This is a genomic window from Pseudomonas sp. KT_2_4 (assembly GCF_041410225.1).
In the GTDB taxonomy this organism is placed as follows: domain Bacteria; phylum Pseudomonadota; class Gammaproteobacteria; order Pseudomonadales; family Pseudomonadaceae; genus Aquipseudomonas; species Aquipseudomonas paracarnis.
The window spans coordinates 5180219-5202191 of sequence record NZ_CP166962.1 but is presented as its reverse complement, the minus strand read 5'-3'; the positions used below and the strand labels follow the sequence as shown (position 1 = coordinate 5202191).

Genomic DNA, 21973 nt, shown 5'->3' with positions numbered 1-21973 from the left:
CAATGCATTATCATTGAACGCAAATTGCACTCATGAAGGCCGCCATGCTCGAAATTCGCCACCTCAAGACGCTTCACGCCTTGCGCGAAGCTGACAGCCTGGTCGAGGCCGCCGAACGCCTGCACCTGACCCAGTCCGCCCTGTCCCATCAGTTCAAGGAGCTGGAAGAGCGCCTGGGCATGCAGTTGTTCGCGCGCAAGACCAAGCCTGTGCGCTTCACCAGTGCCGGCCTGCGCCTGCTGCAATTGGCCGACGCCACCCTGCCCTTGCTGCGCGGCGCCGAGCGCGATATTGCGCGGCTGGCCGGGGGCACCGCCGGGCGTTTGCACATGGCGATCGAATGTCACAGTTGTTTCCAGTGGCTGATGCCGACCATCGACCAGTTCCGCGATGCCTGGCCGGAAGTCGAGCTGGACCTGGCCTCGGGCTTTGCCTTCGCGCCGCTGCCGGCCCTGGCCCGTGGCGACCTGGACCTGGTGGTGACCTCCGACCCGCTGGAACTGCCGGGCATCACCTACGTGCCGCTGTTCACTTACGAAGCCATGCTGGCGGTGGCCAACCAGCACGCGTTGGCGAACAAGTCCTACATCGTGCCGGAAGACCTGCTGACAGAAACCCTGATCACCTACCCGGTGGAACGTGACCGCCTGGACATCTTCACCCGCTTCCTGGAACCGGCCGACGTTGAACCGGCCCAGGTACGGACTTCGGAGCTGACGGTGATGATGATGCAACTGGTGGCCAGCGGCCGTGGGGTGTGCGGCATGCCCCACTGGGCGCTGCATGAATACAGCTCGCGCGGGTATGTGAAGGCCAAGCGTTTGGGTGAGAAGGGTTTGTTCGCCACCTTGTATGCGGGCATTCGTGCCGACATGCTCGATGCGCCTTACATGCGCGACTTTTTGCTGACGGCCAAGGACACCTCATTTTCCACCTTGGATGGCGTCAGCGCGGCGCGTTGAACGGGCTTCAAGTGTGTGGCCTTGTGTGAGTAATGCCGGTCAGTTAAACGCAGCCCCCCCTGTGGGAGCGGGCTTGCTCGCGAATGCGGTGGGTCAGTCAACGTATCCAGTGACTGGTATCGCGCTTTCGCGAGCAAGCTCGCTCCCACATTTTGATCTTCGTTGCTTTGAGTATTGCGTTCGCTTAACTGACCGGGATCAGGGCTTGCCAGCGATGCAGGCAAGCCAGCTCCCACAGTGAATTTCAGTCAACGTGCAATTCACGCCACATGTGGATCTTGTCGAAGTATTCGACGCCTACCCGCACCGCCAGTGGCTCCAGGCCGTACTGAATGAAACCGCAGCGCTGGTAGAGCGCAAAGGCGGCGTCATTGCCGGCGGTGACCGTCAGTTGGATCAGCTTCAGGCGCGGGTGGCGGCGGGCTTCTTCCAGTGCCGCTTGCACCAGTTGCCGCCCCAGCCCCTGCTGTTGATAAGCCTCGGTCACGTACATGCCGAACAAGGTCACTTTGTGCCGGGCCTTTTCCCGTGGCTCGAACGCAAGGCCGACAATACCCGCCAACTGATCGCCGTCGAAGGCGCCAAACAGACGGTCCAGCGGGCTGTCGAGGCGTTTTTCCCACCAGTTCAGGGGCATCAGAGCACGCTCGGCCACGCTGGAGGTGAACGCCTGGGGATAAGCGCCATACGCCTGTAGCATCAACGCCCGGTAAGCAGGCGCGTCTTTAGCCTCCAGCGCGCGAATGATCATGCGTCGATCAGCGACGCGCGGTAGAGCGGCAGGATCGTATCGCGGGTCAACGGCGCCAATTGCAGGCCGCCATCGCCCGAGGGGTCGATCCAGCGGATTTCTTCAATTTCCGCCGCTGGCATCACCGCAACGTCGATCTGCACCTGGAACAGCTCGGCCTGCACGGTGAAGCCCGGTTCGTTGGCGGCAGGCGCCGAGAATTGGCCCAAGTACGTGGCGTCCTCTACCTTGATGTGCAGGTTCAACTCTTCATAAAGCTCACGGGCCAGCGCCTGGACGGGTTGTTCACCCGCGTCGATCTTGCCGCCAGGTTGCATGAACGCCTGGGTGCCGCGCTTGCGCACCAGCAGGGTCTGGCCGGCTTGATCAATGAGGATGGCGGCGGCGATGCGGATGGTTGAATCATTCATGAAAGAATCGAGGTCTCTTCGGGCTGTTTGATAAATACGCTGTACTTGGCGCCTTCCATCGCTTCGAACGCGATCAATTTGTCCACCAGCGGCAAGTTCAGCACTTTGCCGGCATTGAGCAACAGCATGCCGTTATCGGCGTTGAGGTTACGGGCCAACACCATACCGGCCTCAAGCTCACGGGTGGTGAGGACTTTGACCGTAGGGTCGCCCAGGGTCACGTCGCTGAGGAAGGTGGCGCAGGCTTGCACAAAATCTTCCACCAACGCCGGGTCATACAGGCGCCCGGCGTACTTGCGGATATACAACAGCGCTTCGTCGCTGTTGAGGTGTCGCTCCAGGATCAGGCCTTTCTGCAATTCGATAAAGTCCACCGCCAGCTTCAGCAGCCGTGAACCGGGCGGGATGGTATCGCCCTTGAGGTGGTCGGGAAACCCCGTGCCGTCCCAACGTTCCTGGTGATGACGAATGATCCGCGCCGCGTCCTTCATCGGCTCCAGGGTCATCAGCAACGACTCGCTCTGCCCCGGATACTCACGGTACAAACCGCGGTCGGTGCTATGCAGTTTGTCCGACGGTGCAACCATCATGCTGTCGGTCCAGCTCAACTTGCCGATGTTGTACAACGCGGCGGCCATGGTCAGGTCACGGGTGCTGGATTCGTCCATGGACTGGGCGGCGCAATACACGCGGATCAACTCGATCAACGCACGGTTGGTCTGTTTGTCCTTGGGCAAGCGCAGGTTGGCCAGCAGCGAGAACACTTCGGTGCCGGTCACGTAGCTGCGCTTGAGCTCGTCGTAGGCCAGGTCGAGCATGTCGGCGGTTTGTTGCAACTCGGCGGTACGCGCCGCCACACGTTTTTCCAGGGTGGCGTTGAGCAGCTTGAGCTGTTCGGTCTGGTCTCGGGCCAGGCGTTCAAGCCGTTGGTGCTCGAGGGTTTGCTGCAACACCAGTTGCAACTCCTCGTCGTTCCAGGGTTTGCTGATGTAGCGGTGGATCTGCCCGTCGTTGATCGCCTTGATGATGGTGGTCAGGTCGGCGTAGCCGGTGAGCAGGATGCGGCTGGTGGCGGGATACAGGCGGTGGACCTCGGCCAGCAGCGTGGCGCCGTCCATGCCGGGCATGCGCGCATCGCTCATCACCAGATCGATAGGCCGGGTCGCCATGATCTCCAGCGCCTGGGCGCCGCTGGTGGCCAATACCACGTCATAGGGCTGGCCGCGCAGCAGGCGGCGCAGGCTGTTAAGGATCGACTCTTCATCGTCGACCAGCAAAACAACGGACTTCGTAGCGAGTTGTTCATCCATGGCGACTCTGCCTTCAAATTAAACGAAGTTAGGCTAAATTGAATCCGCGCAATACAAAGCGCGATTGATTTGACGCCAACTGGCCGTCGATATCAAGGGAACTCAACTATGCTGCACTGCATGCTCGCGCCCCGTTCAGTTGTAGAACCAGGGAAGGAATTGTCATGCCATCAAGCCTTTTGCACGTGCCGAGTGCGCCATGAGGACGGAATCGGGCCGGGCCAACCGGCGCATCCTGATCGTGGATGACACGGCTTCGATCCACCAGGATTTCCGCAAGATCCTTTGTGCCGACGAGTACGGCGAGCCCTCCCTCGACACTCTGGAGTCCGCCCTGTTCGGCACCACGGTGCCGGTGCGCCAGGCGTTTGACCTGGACTCGGCCTATCAGGGCCAGGAAGCCTTGGCGCTGGTCAAGAAAGCCCTGGACGCCCACTCGCCCTACGCCATGGTGTTTATCGACATGCGCATGCCCCCTGGCTGGGACGGCCTGCACACCATCGAACAGTTGTGGGAGGTGGACCCCAACCTGCAAATCGCGCTCTGCACGGCCTATTCCGACTATTCCTTCGAGGCCATCGAAGCGCGCCTGAAGTACAACGACCAACTGCTGATCCTGAAAAAGCCCTTCGACCACCTGGAAATCCGCCAGATGGCCAGCGCCCTGACCTGGAAATGGCAACTGGCCCAGGACGCGGCCCTCAAGGTGATCAGCCTGGAGCGCACCATCGAGGAACGCGTGCAGGAGCTGCTCAAGGTCTCGCACTTATTGCAATACGACGCCCTGACGGAGTTGCCCAACAGCACGTTGCTGGGCGACCGCCTGACCCAGGCGATCGCCTTGGCCCGCAGGCACGACACGCAACTGGCGGTGATGTTTCTGGGGCTCGACCGCTTCAAGCGCATCAACAACGCCCTGGGCTATCCGGCAGGCGACGAGGTGCTGGCGCAGGTGAGCCTGAGCCTGGTGGCGGCGGTGCGGGCGTCGGATTCGGTGTTTCGTTATGGCTCCGATGAGTTCGTGGTGCTGCTTAACGATATCCAGCCCCCCCAGCAAACCCAGCACATTGCGCAAAAGGTACTCAATGCCGTCAGCGCGACTCGCCATGTCGCGGGGCATGACCTGAGTGTGAGCGCCAGCCTGGGCATCAGTATTTACCCCGATGACAGCGACAATGCCGTGGGTTTGCTCAAGCACGCTGAAACCGCGATGCGCACCAGCAAAGAACGCGGCCCGGGGGATCTCAGCTTTTACACCGAAGACATGAACCTGCGCGCCCAGCACCAGCAAAACCTGGAAAGCGCGATCCGCCAGGCGCTGGACCGCGATGAGTTTGTGCTGCATTACCAGCCCAAGCTGGCGCTGGAGACCGGGCGCATCGTCGGTGCGGAAGCGCTGACACGCTGGTTTCGACCGCAGTCGGGTTGGGTCAGCCCGGCGGAGTTTATTCCGGTCGCCGAAGACAGCGGCCTGATCGTACGCCTGACTCAGTGGGTACTGCGCCAAGCCTGTACACAGGCCCAAGCCTGGCGCGAGATGGGCCTGGCGCCCCTGCGCATGTCGGTGAACATCTCGGCGATCGACTTTCGCCAACGGGACTTCGTCGACAACCTGGCCGCCATCCTCAAGGACACCGGCCTGCCGCCCACCCAACTGGAACTGGAAATCACCGAAAGCGTGCTGATGCAGAACGTCGACGAAACCGTGGAAACCCTGCAAAAGATCAAGGCCATGGGCATCCGCCTGGCCCTGGACGATTTCGGCACTGGCTACTCCAGCCTCAGCTACCTGCGGCGCTTTCCCATCGACGTGCTGAAGATCGATCAATCCTTCGTGCGCGGCCTGCGCATCAATAGCCAGGACGAACAACTGATCAGCGCTATCATCGGCATGGGCAAGAGCCTGGAACTGAACATCATTGCCGAAGGCGTGGAAACCGTCGGCCAACTGAATTTCCTCAAAGCCCAGCAGTGTGAGGAGGGCCAGGGTTTTCTGTTCAGCAAGGCGCTGCCTTCGAAAGATTTCGTGCAGTTGCTGCAAACGGATAGCGCGACACTGATGCCGGATCAATAAAATCAATAGCCCTGGGCCTGCAAGGAGTGCTCGCTTGAGCAATGTCGTAAACCACCGTTCCGGCCTGATGTTCGCGTTATGCCTGGGCACCGCATCGCTGTCAGCCGCGCCGCTGGACGAAGCACTCAAGCCCTTGCCGGCGGTTCCAGTACTGGACCCTGCCAAGGTTGAATTGGGTCGCCAACTGTTCAACGAGCCGCGTTTGTCGGTCAACAACACCTTGTCCTGCGCGAGCTGTCACCAACTGACCAGCGGCGGCGCCGACAACAAGCCATTCTCCATTGGCTTTGACGGCAAACCGGTGCAGATCAACACCCCGTCCGTGTTCAACGCCAGCCTGAACTTCAAACAGTTCTGGAACGGTCGGGTGGACACGCTGGAGGCCCAGGTCGAGCAGGTGGTGATCAGCCCGGTGGAAATGGGCAGCGACTGGAAAACCGTGGTGCGCAACCTGTCTGCCCTGCCCGCCTACCAGAACGCGTTCGAACAGGCCTATCCCGATGGCGTCACCGCTTCCAATGTGCAAAATGCCCTGGCCACCTACGAGCGCACGCTGCTGACACCCAACTCGCGGTTTGACCAATACGTGCTGGGCAACACCGATATCCTGACCCGCCAGGAAAAATACGGCTACCAACGCTTCAAGGATTACGGCTGCATCGCCTGTCACCAGGGCGTGAACATTGGCGGCAATATGTTCCAGAAGTTCGGCGTGATGGGCGACTACTTCAAGGCCCGCGGCAACCCGCTGGAATCAGACCTGGGGCGCTACCTGCTGACCCAGGATGAAGAGGACCGCCATGTGTTCAAGGTGCCCAGCCTGCGCAATGTGGCCGTCACGGCGCCGTACTTCCACGACGCCTCGGCCAAGACCCTTGAAGAGGCGGTTGACGTAATGTTCAAGTACCAGTTGGGGCGCAACCCGTCCCAGGAAGACAAGGACCTGATTATCCAGTTTCTCAAGACCCTGACCGGTGAATGGGCGGGCAAACCGTTATGAGACCCTTGTCACGCCGACGCACCAGTCAGATCCTGCTAGGCCTCATCACCCTGCTCCTGGCCTCCACCCTGGTGTTTTTGTACTTCAAGTCTTCACGCGACCAGACAGCCACTTATACCCAGTCGCGCGACTTGATCCGCCAACTCCAGCAGCTCAATGCCCAGTGGGACAGCGAAGTACTCAAGGCCCGCATCGCGATCACCCACAACTACGACCCACTGGTCACACCGCTGACCGAAATGACCCGCATCGGCGCTGAACTGGAGAGCCGCGACACCTACCACAGCGCTGCCGACCTGCCCGGTTGGCAAGCCAGCCATGCGGCGTACCTGACGGCCATCGAGGAAAAAGCCCGGCTCGTCGACCAGTTCAAATCCCACAACGCAGTGCTGCGTAACTCATTGGCTTTTTTGCCGACGGCCGAAGACGACATCCAGGCCCAATTCAACAGCATGACCGACGAAGGCCGCCTGCAACTGCAAAGCGTGGCCACCGACACTTACGACCTGCTGCTCAGCAGCCTGGAGTTCGCCCAGGTCACCAGCGACGAACGTGCCGCCGATATCCTGGTGGGCCTGGGCAAGCTGGCCATCAACCAACAGAGCCTGCCCAGCGAGTTCCAGGCACCGGTGGAGATTCTCAGCAATCATATTTCGCTGATCCTGCGCGAACAGCCACTGGTCAACAGCCTGCTCGAGCGGATTGCCGCCGTACCGGTGGCCGAACACCTCGATGACCTGACCACTCACCTCAATCAGGACCAGCAGGCCACTGACCTCATCGATCATCAGTACCATCGCTACCTGCTGATCTTCTCGACCTTGCTGGTGGTGTTACTGCTTTATCTGGCGGTGCGCCTGCTGCGCAGCTTCGCCGAGATCAACCGCGTCAACCGCGCGTTGCAGGCCGCCAACGAAACCCTGGAGCAACGGGTGGAGCGGCGCACGCAACAGCTCAAGGATGCCCAGAGCGAGCTGATGGACAGCGCCCGCCAGGCCGGCATGGCGGAGATCGCCACCAACGTGCTGCACAACGTCGGTAACGTGCTCAACAGTGTGAACATCTCCGCCGACCTGGTCAGCCGCAAGTTGCGCAGCAGCAAGGCGCCCGGCCTGGGCAAGGCCATGCAACTGATCAACGCTCACCAAGGCGACCTGGGTACCTTCCTTACCGAGGATGAAAAGGGCAAGTTGCTGCCGGGCTATCTGAACCAGTTGGTCGAAGCGATTGCCACCGAACAGCAAGGCATGAGCGATGAGCTGGCGCAGTTGAGCAAAAGCGTGGACCACATCAAGGACATCGTCTCGACCCAGCAATCCTATGCGGGTGCGTCTACCTTGCTGGAGCCGGTCAATATCAGCGCCTTGATGGATGACGCCCTGCGCATGAACGCCGGCGCGCTGAGCCGTCACCATGTCACTGTTGTGAAGGCGTACGCCCCGGTGCCGGAGATATTGGCGGACAAGCACCGGTTACTGCTGATCATGGTCAACCTGATCAGCAATGCCAAATACGCCATGGACAAACTGTCTGAGCGGCCACGGCAAATCACCCTGGCGGTGGAATCGGTAGGCGATGAGACCCTGAAGATCAGTGTGAAGGACGATGGCGAAGGCATACCGCCCGAGAACATGGCACGCATCTTCACCCACGGTTTTACCACCCGCAAGGAAGGCCACGGCTTCGGCCTGCACAGCTGCGCCCTGGCCGCCGTGGAAATGAACGGCCAGCTCAGCGCCCACAGCGACGGGCCGGGCCTTGGCGCCGTCTTCACCTTGACCATCCCCCTGACCCTTGCCGGAAGCAGCTCATGAACCAACCTCCCAACCGGCGCATCCTGCTGATCGATGACACACCGTCCATCCATGAGGATTTTCGCAAGATCCTGATGCCCGACGAAGCCTCAACCGAAGCGCTGGATGAGATGGAGTCGGCACTGTTTGGCGACGCGGCCAAACCTCAAGCCCAGGCATTCGAACTGCACGGCGCTTATGGCGGCGAAGAAGGCCTGGGCTTGCTGACCAGCGCCATGGCGCAAGAGCGCCCCTATGCGTTGGCCTTCGTTGACATGCGGATGCCCCAGGGTTGGGACGGCGCCAAGACCATTGAAGAACTGTGGAAAGTCGCCCCTGACCTGCAAGTGGTGGTGTGCACCGCCTACTCGGACTATTCCTGGGATGACCTGTTGTTTCGCCTGCACGCCCACGACCGCCTGCTGATCCTGAAAAAGCCGTTCGACAACATTGAAGTCCAGCAAATGGCCAACACCCTGGCCAACAAATGGGACATGGCGCGCCGCGCCTCCCTGCAAACCTCGCAGCTGGAGCGGTTGGTGGAAGAACGCACCCAAGCGCTGCAACTGGAAATTGAAGAGCGCAAGCTCCTGGAAAGCCAACTGGTGCAGTCGGAAAAACTCGCCTCACTGGGGCAACTCGCGGCCGGTGTCGCCCATGAGATCAACAACCCGGTGGGCTTTATTTCCTCCAACCTCAGCACCCTCGACAGCTACTTCAAGCAGCTGCAACAGATGCTCGATGCCTACCAGCGCAGCGAAGCGCACATCGGGGCGCCAGAACATCGCGAACCGCTCACGGCATTGCGCAACGAGCTGGACCTGGATTTTCTCAAGGACGACATTCCGATCCTGATCCGCGAATCCAAGGACGGCATCGGCCGTGTGGTGCAGATCGTCAAGGACCTGAAGAACTTCTCACGGGTGGATAACGACCAGACCTGGCAATTCGCCAACCTGCAGCAAGGCATCGATTCGACGCTGAACATCGTCGCCAGCGAACTCAAGTACAAGGCCGATGTGGTCAAGCACTACACGCCGCTGCCGGAAATCGAATGCCTGGCCTCCCAACTCAACCAGGTGGTGATGAACCTGGTGATCAACGCCGCACAAGCCATGGGCCCTGAGCGCGGCACCATTACCATCAGCAACGGAGTGGAAGGCGAAAACGTGTGGCTGGAAGTCGCAGACAACGGCTGTGGGATTGCCCCCGACACCGTGCAGAAGATTTTCGACCCTTTCTTCACCACCAAGCCGGTGGGCGAAGGGACGGGGTTGGGGTTGTCGTTGTCCTACGGGATCGTCAAGAAACACCGTGGCGATATCAGCGTCAGCAGTGAGGTAGGCAAGGGTACGAAGTTTCGGGTAGTACTGCCGATTCGGCAGACGGCGGCGTAGGGCACGCCGCCGAATCATGCTCATGCGTCAGCTTTTTTCGGGCTCGACCCAAACGATGCAAAACGCTTGTTGAACCCGGCAATCCGGCCTTCGGCCTGGGTCTTGCGCTGCTGGCCGGTGTAGACCGGGTGCGAGGCGCTGGAGACGTCCAGCGGGATGTAGGGATAGGTGTTGCCGTCGCTGTGCTTATGGGTGCGATCACTGTCGGCGGTAGAACCGATGAGGAAGAACACGTCGGCGGCAGTGTCGTGGAACAGCACGGTGCGGTAGTCGGGGTGGATACCAGCTTTCATGAGGCCTCCGGGGCGTCTGGGTGCGGTTGATTTGTTATACAGTAACACAACATCAAGCACCCAAACGAGAACCTTTTGCAATAAGGTTAGGCTTGTTGCGTCTAGTAAGACGATGCTGAGAGCGGCCCGAAACTATCAATGCTGACAAGGGTAGAACCGAATCAAGCGCCGACAGGTGTCTATCCCACGCCAGTCTGTCCAACCCGCGTTGCCAAACTGAATATTCCCACAGGTTGTCTATGGTTTCCTGACAGGCGCAGAATGGCGGATCGACCTGAAGAGTCCGAACCCAAGGAAACCGTATGAGCCTGTCCTTGTTAAGCCGCTACGCCTTCTTTGCTGTGTGCGTCATTTTCACCCTCGCCAGCCTCCCCTTTATCGAACATGAATGGCTGTGGCCGATCACGCTGGTCACCGGCGTACTCAGCCTGATCGGCATTGTCGACCTGCTGCAAAGCCCCCATGCGGTGCGCCGTAACTATCCGATCCTGGGCAATATCCGTTACCTGGTAGAAACCATCCGCCCGGAAATCCGCCAGTACCTGCTGGAGTCCGACAGCGACGCCCTGCCCTTCTCCCGCGCCCAGCGCTCGCTGGTGTATTCGCGCGCCAAGAACGAAACGGCGGACAAACCCTTCGGCACCCTGATTGACGTGTACCAGTCAGGCTTTGAATTTATCGGCCACTCCATGCGCCCTGCGCCACTGAGCGACCCCAGCAGCTTTCGCGTGATGGTCGGCGGCCCGCAGTGTGCACAGCCATACTCGGCGTCGGTGTTCAATATCTCGGCCATGAGTTTCGGCTCATTGAGCGCCAACGCGATCCGGGCACTCAACCACGGCGCCAAGCTCGGCAACTTTGCCCATGACACCGGCGAAGGCAGCATCAGCCCCTATCACCGAGAAAACGGCGGCGACCTGACCTGGGAACTGGGCAGCGGTTACTTCGGTTGCCGCACCAGCGACGGCCGTTTCGACCCCGAACGCTTCGCCGTGCAGGCCCAGAACCCGCAAGTGCGCATGATCGAAATCAAGATGAGCCAAGGTGCCAAGCCCGGCCATGGCGGGATCCTGCCCAAGCACAAGGTCACCCAGGAAATCGCCGATACGCGCGGCATCATGATGGGCGAAGACTGCATATCACCGTCGCGCCACAGTGCGTTCTCCACGCCCATCGAGCTGATGCAATTCATTGCCCAATTGCGCGAACTGTCCGGCGGCAAACCGGTGGGCTTCAAGTTCTGCCTGGGCCACCCGTGGGAATTCATGGGCATCGCCAAGGCCATGCTCGAAACCGGCATCCTTCCGGATTTTATCGTGGTGGACGGCAAGGAAGGGGGCACCGGCGCCGCCCCCGTGGAGTTCACCGACCATATTGGCGTGCCACTGCGTGAAGGCTTGCTATTCGTGCACAACACCCTGGTGGGCCTGAACCTGCGCGACAAGATCAAGCTGGGTGCCAGCGGCAAGATTGTCAGTGCGTTCGACATCGCCAGCGTCCTGGCCATCGGCGCCGACTGGGCCAACTCGGCGCGTGGTTTCATGTTCGCCATTGGCTGCATTCAGTCGCAGTCATGCCACACCAACAAATGCCCGACCGGCGTGGCGACGCAAGACCCACTGCGTCAACGTGCCTTGGTGGTGCCGGACAAGGCCCAGCGGGTATTCAACTTCCACCGCAACACGCTGCACGCTTTGGCCGAAATGCTCGCCGCCGCCGGGCTCGATCACCCGTCGCAGTTGTCGGCCAAGCACTTGGTGCGACGCATGTCGGCGACCGAGATCAAACTGTTTTCGCAGTTGCATGTATTCCTGAAGCCTGGGGAATTGCTCACCGGGGAAGTGAACGGCGAGTTTTATTCGCGGATGTGGCAGATGGCGCGGGCGGACAGTTTTGAGCCTCATGAAACCGCAGCAGCCTGAAGGACGCCTGCCATGCTGAAAGTCATCGCTGAGGACTTTATCAAGCCCGAACATGTGGAAACCGTGCGCCCCTGGTACGCCGAACTGGTGGAAAAAACCCGCCAGGAACCGCTGTGCATCGCCTACGACTTGTTTGTCGATCAAAAAGACCCCGGGCACTTCATTTTTATCGAGCAATGGCCGGATCAAGCGGCGCTGGATGCGCACTGCCAGACCGAGCACTTCACCCGGTTGGTGCCCCAGATCAATGAGCATCAAGCCAAGCCATGCCGGGTCTTGTTGATGGACGCTTTCTGACCCGCCGCCTGCTGAACCGGACCACCGACGGCATCGTTGAAACAAGGAGATTCACATGCCGTTATTGGACTTCGTCGCTATCGCCGCGCAACTGCCCGGCAGTTGGACATCCACACGTCTGGGCCAGGTTGGCCCGGCGCGGATCAAAGTACTGCGCATGGATGAACAGGCGTACGAGGAAGAGACCCACGACTACAACGAAGGGTTGTTGGTGATCAGCGGGTACTTGCACCTGCGCATCGGTGATCAAGCCATCAGGGTGGACGCCGGCCGGATGTACCTGGTGGAAGCCGGCACTGCCCACGGTGTGCTCATAGGCAGCCAGGGCACCCTGGTGATCATTGATCTCTAGAGACATTCAGTAATACCCAGCCTTTGCAATTGCTTACAAATACCGCCAACCTGCGCCCGCCCTACGTGCGGCGACGCCCACGCTCACCTATCGTCAATCAACTACTTGTTCAAGAGCCCGCTGCCATGCTGAACGGACGCGACCCGCGCATCGATTTTTTTCGGGGCCTGGCGTTGATCTTCATTTTCTGGGATCACGTGCCTCACAACCCCCTGGCCAATGTCACCGTGCAGAATTTCGGCTTCAGTGACGCCGCCGAAATCTTCGTGTTCCTGGCCGGCTACGCGGCGGTGCTGGCCTACGGCAAGATCCTGCTGCGCGACGGCTACGTGTTTGCCTGCGTGAAGATCCTGCGCCGGGTATGGACGCTTTATGTGGTGCATATTTTCCTGTTGGCGTTGTTGATGGGCATCGTGATTTTTGCCAACAGCCATATCGAAACCCGCGATCTGGTGCAGGAGATGGGCCTCGAGTATTTCCTCACTCACACCCAGCAGGCCCTGCTCGATGAGCTGTTGCTGCGCTTCAAACCCAACCTGACCGACCCATTGCCGCTGTATATCGTGCTGATGATGAGCCTGCCCATTACCCTGCCGCTGCTGGTGCGAGCGCCCACGCTGATGGTGGCGATATCGTTAGCGGTGTATCTGCTGGCGCCTTGGCAAGGCTGGAACCTGCCGGCCAGCAACGGCGGCGTGTGGTACTTCAACCCTGTCACCTGGCAATGCCTGTTTATCCTCGGCGGTGCGTCGGCCTTGCGTTCGCCAGGCCCGGTCGATGCACGCCCGCTGCTGCGCCAACCGCTATTCGTTGCCGCTGCGGTCTACGTGTTGGTGACCTGCGTGATCACCTTGTCGTGGCGCTGGCCCGAGGTGCACGACGCCTGGATGCCGAGGGCGATTGGCGAATGGCTGTACCCGATCAGCAAGACTGACCTGTCCCCCGTGCGCCTGCTGCACTTCCTGGCCTTGGCCTACGTCACCGCCAAACTCCTTCCCGATGTCGGCTGGACGCAACAGTGGCTGGCCCGACAACTGGCGCGGATGGGGCGTTATTCACTGGAAGTGTTTTGCCTGGGAGTGGTGTTGGCACCGTTGGCCGATATGCTCAATGCCATGGCCGGCGACTCCCTGGCGATCAAGCTGACCACGGCCCTGGCAGGGGCGGCGCTGATGGCGGCACTCGCGGGGTGGCTGGACGTGAACAAGCAACTGAACCAACGCGCCGCCGCCCGCGCCGCATCGCTACATAGTTAGCCACGGCGCCCATCAGCGGGATGATTCCATTGCCCTTCCACCTCACCGTGAAAGGAAATGGCGCCATGCCCACCCAGTTACTGCTCAACGGTTTATCCGGGACCTTGCAAGACAGCGAGTCCTGGAACCGGCAACAAGCCCTGGCAATGATCCGCGACACCGTCGCCCAAACCCTGGCCAGCCTCACGCCCCCCCAACAACGTGAGTATGTGAAGCTGCAGCGCGAGGCACATCGCGCACTCATGGCGGTGGAAGCCGCCAACAACACCCTGATCAGCACCTTCAAGGCGCAGGGCCTGGCACGCCTGAGGGCGAAGGTCGGCGGCCAGGATCCAGAAAAAATCTACCTGCACACACGCTATCTGGAACCGGTCTCGCCGCCCCTCCCGTGGGAGCCCCGTGCCAGCACGGTCAACGGCCTGAACCCCAAGCGCTTTCGCAGGGCGTATGACGAATGGAAATACCGGCCGCACCTGTCGACGATGTCATTGTGGGAAGCCGCGTGCCTGAACTTCAGTTTCGCCACCCAGACGCGCCAGGCTTCCGGCCACACATTCGTCGACGCTTCCTACCTGTCCGGCAGCCACGACAAGTCGCTGACGGTGGAGTCGTTTATCGCGATCACCCGCGAGCTGGACCTGGGCGGCGCGCTGCAAGCAACCCTCAATGCGCAGTTGCGCCCGGACGGCAACCTGCATGCCCTGTTGCGCACCAGTGCACGCGCCTGCCTGCGCTTCGAGGCCCTAGAAGCCTATCGCAATCGCCGCAGCTCTGGCCTGACCCTTGGGCTTTACAACACGTTGATCGAGGCCATCGACAAGGATGAAACGGTCCAGCACATTGAGCAATTGGCGCTGAGCAAACCGTCAGGTGTGTTTCCGCAGGTCACCCTCACGCCGCCCGCCAGCGCTGTTCCATTGCCGCTGCTGCTGATTCCGGTCGCCAGCCTTGGAGTAGTCTCCTACTTCCCTTTCCGCCCCGGTGGCGCGCTGCGTTTCCATCCCGATGCACGCAGCGCCCATGCCCAATTTCTGGCGCAACTCAAAGAAAGCCATCGCAAACACGACCTGGGCTGGTTTTCTCGCCAGTTGCCGATCACCGAACTCAACGAGTTCAAACGCCTGTTGTACGCGCAAGAGCGCCCCGAGGGTTTGTCTGCCGCTGCCGCTTTTCTGTACGACAGCCTGCACTACCTGTTCCCCGAACGCACGCTGGCTGACCTGCGCTTCACACCCGTGCCCAAGAGCCCGCGTCCCGTTTCAGTGGTCGACACCTTGACCGCCTCGATGGTGCAACAATTGCAGTCCAACCTGGCCACATTGGCCAATACCCGTACGGACCGCGACGTGCAAGCCGTCATCGATGGCGCCGCCGCGATTGCCGCCGAAGTCCTGGAATTGTTGCTGACGCCTGTACCGGGCGGCGTCACCGGCTTGAACCGGGTCATGCACGTGGCGGTATTCGGCAGCCTGGCCCACAGCGTCACGCAGGGCGTCAACGAAGCGCTCAAGGGCGAGGCCAGTACCTTTGCCGCCGCGATAGGTGACGTCGCCGACCTGGCAATCAGCGGCCTGCTGATCTCTACCGCCGGCCGAGTACATCGTCGCCGCATGAACCAGTTGCTCCAGCAACTGGGCAACCCGCGCAAAGTCACGCGCAACGATGGCAGCCCTGCGCTGTGGAAACCCGACATCAGCCCCTACGCGATCCTCGACCAACATCTGCTCAACGGCCAGATAGCCAATGCCCAGGGGATCTATTCGCTCAGGGGCAAACAGTACGTGTGGCTTCAAGCGGCCGAGCAAAAACACGTGGTGGAGGTGGGCTACGACAACCGCCTGATGCGCTTTGTGCTCAAGAACGACCACCAGGGCGGCTTTGCCCCACCGATTGTGTTCGCCCCGCACCTGGACGCCTGGACGCTGGACCTGCAAAACGCACACACCCTGTCCAACGTGCAATTGGCCGAACGCATGCTGCCCAATGGCGCTGCCGCCGTGCCCATTGAGTCCATGGAAAACCTGCTGCGCAGCACGGCCACCAACCGCAGTACCCTGGATGCTATCTGGGCAGGCCAGCCGACGCCGGTCAACCTTACCGAAGGGGTGCGTCGACTGCAGGCCGACCGTGTGATCGAACAACTCATCCACACCTTTCATCGACGCGACCACATGCCGCCCCACGCCGACGGTGCCGTGCTGTGCCTGCTGACTCAATTACCGGAGTGGCCGGCGGGCGCGGCAATCAATGTGTATGACGGCCAAGGCAATCTGAGCGAAACCTACAGCGCCAGTGAGCAGACGACCACGGCCATTAATATCAAGCGGCGCGACGATGGCCGCTACGCGGGGCTTGATGATCCTGCTGACAGCGAAACGACGAGGCAGGCACTGTTTGAGCTGATCCTGCGCCAGCAACCCGCCGGTTCCGTATTGGGCAAGGCCGGTAGCCCGCTGCTCAACAATACCCAGCGTATCGCCCGCTTGCGCCTGCAAATCAGCGCCCTGGCCCAGGCCCGACGTGCCGACCTGTTCAACGCCATGACTCGTTTCGCCGGTTACGCCCGCCACGAAATGCCTGCGGACCATCCGGCCCGTTCGCTTGTACCCACCAGGGTGGCTCAACCGCTGGTAGCGATCACGCCATTGCTGCGAAAACTGCACGAACGCTATCCCCCGCTCACGCCAGCCAACCTGGCACAATTGCTTGAGCAACACCCACTGACCTCAGAGCAGCAAGCACGCTTTTTACAGGACGCCACCCTGCCACCCACAGTCCATCAAGGGCTGGAACAACACCGCATCGCGTTGCGTCTCGATGCCGCCATCGACGGCCTGTACCATTCGCGCCCGTTCAATCCAGACAACGACCAGTGGGCCCGGGAGTTTGCATCCAGCCTGCTACGCACGCGGCTCAACCGCGCTTTCGTGGTGACCGAGGTCGTCGATGGCGTTATCACCCGGCCCTATGTCTCGACGGGGCCCGATGACACCACGGTTGAACTGCGCCATTACGGCGAAGGCCGCTACGAAGCGTATGACATGCGCAACGGCGGCACCATTCCTGTATCGCCCACCACCGACAGTTTTTACCTGGCCATTGCCTCGGTGCTGCAACCTCACGAACGCACCCAATTGGGCATGACCGCCGACACCGATGCCAAGGGCCTGCGCAAAACCCTGGGCGACCTGATGAGCGAACGGCGCGGCCCCGAAGGTGTCAGCCTGCTCAACGGTTCTCTGGGGCAGTACGAACAGAATGTGCTGCTGCCGGCGCACGTGCAGGCGAATGCCGAGGGCATCTATCAATGGCGAGACCAGCAGTTGATTGCCCTCTACGGCTCGCTGTATCCGATCACATTCGATCAACAAGTGCTCAAGTGGCGGCTCAAGCATCCGCAGAAAGTCGGCGTCGATACACCACGGCTCGAACACAATGGCCACGGCGCCTGGCGCTTGGCCAGCGAAGACCCGCTTAGCTGGGATGACCATGCATTGCTCTATCGCCTGGGCCCGCAAGAGCTCCACATCGACCGGCCAACCTCGGCACGCATCCTCGCCATCACCGATACCCCGGCTCGGGCCCTGCGTGAAGTGCACAGCGCCGGCCTGCCGCCACCGCCGCTGCTTGCCGATACCCGTAAGCGGGTGGCTATCGAGCGGCAAATCCTGCACTTCATCGAGGCCATGCGCACGGCGTCAGCCCGCCAAAACGCCCGCCCGACCCTGCAATTGATGTTGCTGAGCCTGCTGCCGGGCTGGCCTGAGACCCATGTGTTGCAAGTGGTGGGCAGACAACGCCAAGTACTGGCGCAATACCCGGCCAGGGTCAAAAACCCCATAGAGAAGATCTTGATTTCAGAAGCCGACGCCCGAGGGCCGACGCCGCTGCACGATGCGGCACTCAATGACACCCTGGTCCAGGCACTGCTGGGGGAACTGCCAGGCACCGTGCAAGAACGCCAGTTCAAGTTGGCAAAGAAAATCGCCGAGTACGCCTACCAGGAACGGGCCCAGTTGTTCGAGCAGTTTTACACGCAAAGCGAACAGCCCGGCACACTTCTGGAGACGCGCCTGAAAGCTCAACATCCCCATCTGCCCGTCAGTGCCGTCAGGGCCATCCTCGGCCAGGCCACGCTCAAAGAACAGCGCCAGCTCCAGGACAAGGATCAGGTCGGCCTGCGCCTGGCCGAACAAGCCCGGCTGACCGCCAACGACCTGCGCCTCAACCGTGCGTATGAAGGCCTGTACCTGACCACCCTGATGAACCCCGACAGCGACTCCATCATCTTGCACTTGCTCAAAACCCTTCCGGGCTGGCCTGCACAATTGCGCCTGGATGTTCACTCTGAACGCGACCCGGGGCGCCTGCTCGAGAGCGGCGGCAATCTGAACGGCACCGATCGCCGCTCACTTATCCGGGAGGGTGGGCGTTACCGTGCGCTCGACGCACAAGGCCGTTCACTCAACGATCCGGCAGACAGTACCTGTGACTTGTTGAGCGCGATTATCCTGCTGCTGTCGACACGCGAATGCGAGGCCTTGGGCGTGGCTGACCGGCTGGACCTAACGGCGCTGCAGGCGCGTATCGTCGACCTGGCGCTCAACCAGCGGGTGTCGATCAAACGGTTGCTCGACCTGCCCCATATTCCGCCATGGCTGCAGCCGCCCATGCAGGTAAACAGCTCGTTCGTGGTGTACCCGCTTTCGCTGCAAAACCTGTGGCCCGCCCGCCCCCTTCGGTCGCCAGACCTGATCAGCAAAGTCCAGGCGCTCTACCCCAGCCTCAATGCGTTGCACGCCGGTGATCTGATCGACTCACTGGGCCTGTCACAACCCGCCCTGCTGCTGGAACTGGAACGGCGCAGAGTCGAATACGCCAGCCTGGATTACGGTTTGACTCGGTGGGCAGAAACCCCGCAGCCCATTGACGACTCTGCCAGCGACCCCTTGGGGCTGAACATGGGCCGGCGGCGCCACCTGGCCCAGCACATTCGTCGGGCCTGGCGCCGGGAAACCTGGCGCGGCCATATCCACGGCCAGTTCGATACCCACTGTATGATCCTGCGTCTGGATGACAACAACCTGCCCGACGCCGACTTCATCCTGGGAACACGGGGCTTTGAACACATTGAATACCTGAACATCTCGGGCAATGCTTTCCCGCCCACCGGCAACGCCTTTCTGAGTCGCTTTTCCAATCTGCGTACGCTGAATATCGATTGCCTGCTCAACGAGCTGCCCGTCGAAATCACCCAGATGCGCCAGCTGCAAATTCTGAACCTGGGTGGCAACAACATCACCTTGACCGAGGAGGCTCGCCAACGCTTGGGGCAAATGACGGCGTTGCAGGAGTTGAACCTGAACGACAACCCGTTGCGCCTGGCTCCGGACGTCAGCGCCATGGAGCGTTTACGAATCCTCAACCTGCGTAACACCCAGCTCGATCAATGGCCCGCCGGGGCTGAAAGCAGGCCTCTGCTGACCCAACTGCTGCTGCAGGAGAATCAACTGACGACGTTACCGCCGACCCTGTTCCAATCCGATCGAAGGGTCCGCTCCAGCCGCAATATCAATTTGCATGACAACCCGCTGAATGCCGAGTCCCTGGCATTGATAGGTGAATACCGCCTGCGCACCGGGAACACCGCCGGTGGGCCACTACCCGGAATTGTCCATCAACTCCTCCCGGCAGATTGTTCCGATTGGTTGAGCGGCATACCGCAGGCTGAACACGCACAACGCCGCACCCTCTGGGACCAACTGCTGCAGATCGAAGAGCCCAGGCCCGATGACGCCTTTCGGGTGTTCCGGGATTTGACCAGCGCTTATGCCTACCGCAATACGCATTTGCGCCCAGCACTGACCGAACGCGTCTGGAAACTGATGGAGGCCATGGGCAACTCCACTGAATTGCGCAATGAAATCTTCCTCAACACCTACCTGGCAGGCACCTGCGGCGACGGTGCGCTGTTGACCTTCATTGATATGGAAATCGCGCACCGGCGTCACCAGGCCAAGGTGCAACCCGCCACTCTGCAAGCCAGCCGCGAACTGATGGAACTGAGCATCAGCGTATTCTTCCTGCGTGAACTGGACCAATTCGCCGAGGAACATATTCTGGCGCTGCGTGCCGCTGACAAAAACCCGGACGACGTTGAAATCAAGCTTTACTTGCGCATAGCGCTGGCTCAGGAGTTCAGCCTGCCGGTAGGTCGCGAGGAAATGCTGTACTCGGTCGACAGCTGGGTCAGCGCCGCAGACGTCACCCGCGCTCGCCAGCGGCTGCAAGCGCTCAAGAACACCGACGCCGCGTACGAAGCGCTGATGACCGAACCCTTCTGGATCGAGTTCATGACGCGCCACCTGCCAGAGCCATTCACGGCCATTCGGGACACCACGCGCCACAAAATCGAAAGGCTTAATCGGGAGGAATTGGACAGACGCTCGGACGCCTACCTGGACCGGCGCCAGGCAATCATCGACGATGAAAAGGAGGAGTTGGCCTCGCTGCTGCGACAACTGACGCAAGCCATACGGGCGTCAATCACCCAGCCCTGAAAGAAAACGGCCCGCCTGCTGCGGCAGGCCGTTGCAACAGGTTAAACCGAGCGCGTTGCAGTGCTAGGGGTAGCCGTTGGCTGCAATTTGAACACATGGTAAAGCACAGTCAGCAATACCAGGAACGCAGGCCCCACATACAAGGCCACGCGGGTGTCCGGGAAGTACGCCATCAGGCCCACCACCAGTATCAGGAACGCCAGCGCCAGGTAGGAGCTGACCGGGTACAGCCACATGCGGTACTTCAGGCCTGCCTGCTCGGCAGGGCTCAAACCTTTGCGGAACTTGAGCTGCGCCAGCAGGATCATCAGCCAGGTCCAGATCGCGCCGAAGGTGGCGATGGAGGTCACCCAGACGAACACCTGGTCCGGTACCAGATAGTTGAGCAATACGCCGAGCAGCAAGGCAAAGATTGACAACAGCAGCGCCTTGCGCGGCACGCCATTGCTGGAGGTCTGGCCAAAGGTAGCTGGCGCCTGGCCGTTCTGCGCCAGGCTATAGAGCATGCGCCCGGTGCTGAAGATACCGCCGTTGCAGGAGGACAGCGCGGCGGTGATCACCACGAAGTTGATGATGCCGGCAGCGGTCTTGATGCCAAGGCGCTCGAAGGTCATCACGAACGGACTGCCCTGGGTGCCGATTTCATTCCACGGGTAGATCGACAGGATCACGAACAACGCGCCGACGTAGAACAACAGGATGCGCCAGAACACCGAGCCAATGGCGCTGGGGATGGTCTTCTGCGGGTTGCGCGCCTCACCGGCGGTGAGGCCGATCATCTCGACGCCCAGGTAGGCGAACATCACCATCTGCAATGACATCAGCACGCCCTGCACGCCATTGGGCATGAAGCCGCCATGGGCCCACAGGTTGGAAATGCCCAGTGCAACGCCGTCATTGCCGAAGCCGAAGGCAATGATGCCGACGCCGCCGATTACCATGGCAATGATGGTGACGATCTTGATCAGTGCAAACCAGAATTCGAACTCACCGAAAGCCTTTACCGCGATCAGGTTGATGGTGCCCATGCTGATCAGTGCCGCCAGGGCCCAGATCCAACGCGGCGTGTCGGGGAACCAGACGCCCATGTACACCGCTACGGCGGTGATTTCCGCGACGCAGGTCACCAGCCACAGGAACCAGTAGTTCCAGCCGGTGAGAAAACCCGCCAACGGCCCGAGGTAATCCTGGGCATAGCGGCTGAACGAACCGGCCACGGGGTTGTGTACCGCCATTTCACCGAGGGCGCGCATGATCACCAGAATGGCCAGGCCACCGATGATGTACGAGAGCATGATCGCCGGGCCGGCCATTTCAATCGCCTTGGCCGAACCCAGGAACAGGCCCACACCGATGCAGGCGCCAAGCGCCATCAGGCGAATATGCCGTTCACCGAGTTCGCGTTTGAGCGGTCCGCCTTGAGCGGTCTCGCCAGGGGGCAGTGGTTTGCCGACAGGCATAGGGATACAACCTCATTTTGTTATTGGATTAAGCCACCGAGCCTGTGGTGCAGCAGCGTGTAGGCCGATACACCGGCTTGACCGGGTCTGCCTCGTGGGCAAACCCGCCTGGCGGGCGTAGGCGGCCAGGTCAGCG

General features: G+C 60.8%; 15 protein-coding genes. 10 read left to right on the top strand and 5 right to left on the bottom strand.

The genetic code is table 11. From position 1 onward, the window contains the following. Window positions 1-44 precede the first annotated feature (44 nt). Entirely contained in the window at window positions 45-962 is a 918-nt protein-coding gene (gene metR, locus AB9N64_RS23865) for a transcriptional regulator MetR (protein WP_014717116.1), read from the top strand. Between the two features lie 244 nt (window positions 963-1206). Here the strand turns inward: metR and AB9N64_RS23860 are convergent, their stop codons facing one another. Genes AB9N64_RS23860 through AB9N64_RS23850 form a run of 3 tightly spaced genes read right to left on the bottom strand, consistent with a single transcriptional unit; the run spans window position 1207 to window position 3433 of the window. Further along, window positions 1207-1713 (bottom strand): GNAT family N-acetyltransferase, encoded by a 507-nt coding sequence (locus tag AB9N64_RS23860; protein ID WP_014717115.1) that lies wholly within the window; start codon window positions 1711-1713, stop codon window positions 1207-1209. Beyond that, window positions 1710-2123: an NUDIX domain-containing protein gene (locus AB9N64_RS23855; protein WP_014717114.1), complete on the bottom strand. Its 414-nt coding sequence runs from the start codon at window positions 2121-2123 to the stop codon at window positions 1710-1712. Before AB9N64_RS23855 ends, AB9N64_RS23860 begins: the two co-directional genes overlap by 4 nt. Next, complete coding sequence (locus AB9N64_RS23850) at window positions 2120-3433, bottom strand: HD domain-containing phosphohydrolase (protein WP_014717113.1); 1314 nt, start codon at window positions 3431-3433, stop codon at window positions 2120-2122. The genes AB9N64_RS23855 and AB9N64_RS23850 overlap by 4 nt, the downstream gene beginning before the upstream one ends. Window positions 3434-3632: 199 nt before the next feature. Here AB9N64_RS23850 and AB9N64_RS23845 point away from each other — a divergent pair, with 199 nt between their 5' ends. The 4 genes from AB9N64_RS23845 to AB9N64_RS23830 are packed head-to-tail and all read left to right on the top strand — an operon-like array spanning window position 3633 to window position 9697. Continuing rightward, window positions 3633-5507, top strand: coding sequence for a bifunctional diguanylate cyclase/phosphodiesterase (locus tag AB9N64_RS23845; RefSeq protein WP_014717112.1), 1875 nt, complete (start codon window positions 3633-3635; stop codon window positions 5505-5507). A gap of 34 nt (window positions 5508-5541) precedes the next feature. After that, on the top strand, window positions 5542-6507 hold the full coding sequence (locus AB9N64_RS23840) for a cytochrome-c peroxidase (RefSeq protein WP_014717111.1): 966 nt from the start codon (window positions 5542-5544) through the stop codon (window positions 6505-6507). Beyond that, window positions 6504-8321, top strand: coding sequence for a DAHL domain-containing protein (locus AB9N64_RS23835; RefSeq protein ID WP_371359702.1), 1818 nt, complete (start codon window positions 6504-6506; stop codon window positions 8319-8321). Before AB9N64_RS23840 ends, AB9N64_RS23835 begins: the two co-directional genes overlap by 4 nt. Continuing rightward, complete coding sequence (locus AB9N64_RS23830; protein ID WP_014717109.1) at window positions 8318-9697, top strand: ATP-binding protein; 1380 nt, start codon at window positions 8318-8320, stop codon at window positions 9695-9697. The genes AB9N64_RS23835 and AB9N64_RS23830 overlap by 4 nt, the downstream gene beginning before the upstream one ends. A gap of 20 nt (window positions 9698-9717) precedes the next feature. Here AB9N64_RS23830 and AB9N64_RS23825 read toward each other — a convergent pair whose 3' ends face one another. Continuing rightward, window positions 9718-9990 (bottom strand): type B 50S ribosomal protein L31, encoded by a 273-nt coding sequence (locus AB9N64_RS23825; RefSeq protein WP_014717108.1) that lies wholly within the window; start codon window positions 9988-9990, stop codon window positions 9718-9720. Between the two features lie 302 nt (window positions 9991-10292). On the opposite strand from AB9N64_RS23825, the gene AB9N64_RS23820 reads away from it, so the two are divergent. From AB9N64_RS23820 to AB9N64_RS23800, 5 genes are all read left to right on the top strand, one after another. Further along, window positions 10293-11912 carry an FMN-binding glutamate synthase family protein gene (locus AB9N64_RS23820; protein WP_019817687.1) on the top strand — a complete coding sequence of 540 codons (1620 nt, stop codon included), beginning with the start codon at window positions 10293-10295 and terminating at the stop codon, window positions 11910-11912. 12 nt (window positions 11913-11924) lie between these two features. Next, window positions 11925-12209 carry a putative quinol monooxygenase gene (locus tag AB9N64_RS23815; RefSeq protein WP_014717106.1) on the top strand — a complete coding sequence of 95 codons (285 nt, stop codon included), beginning with the start codon at window positions 11925-11927 and terminating at the stop codon, window positions 12207-12209. A 55-nt stretch (window positions 12210-12264) separates the two neighbouring features. After that, window positions 12265-12561 (top strand): cupin domain-containing protein, encoded by a 297-nt coding sequence (locus AB9N64_RS23810; protein ID WP_019817686.1) that lies wholly within the window; start codon window positions 12265-12267, stop codon window positions 12559-12561. A gap of 125 nt (window positions 12562-12686) precedes the next feature. Then, a complete protein-coding gene (locus AB9N64_RS23805; protein WP_020301188.1) occupies window positions 12687-13817 on the top strand; it encodes an OpgC family protein in 1131 nt (376 codons plus the stop codon). 65 nt (window positions 13818-13882) lie between these two features. Then, the gene (locus AB9N64_RS23800) at window positions 13883-20377 is read left to right on the top strand and encodes an NEL-type E3 ubiquitin ligase domain-containing protein (RefSeq protein WP_371359701.1); all 6495 of its coding nucleotides are present in this window, start codon (window positions 13883-13885) and stop codon (window positions 20375-20377) included. A gap of 41 nt (window positions 20378-20418) precedes the next feature. Here the strand turns inward: AB9N64_RS23800 and AB9N64_RS23795 are convergent, their stop codons facing one another. Then, entirely contained in the window at window positions 20419-21837 is a 1419-nt protein-coding gene (locus AB9N64_RS23795; protein ID WP_371359700.1) for an amino acid permease, read from the bottom strand. Window positions 21838-21973: the final 136 nt, after the last annotated feature.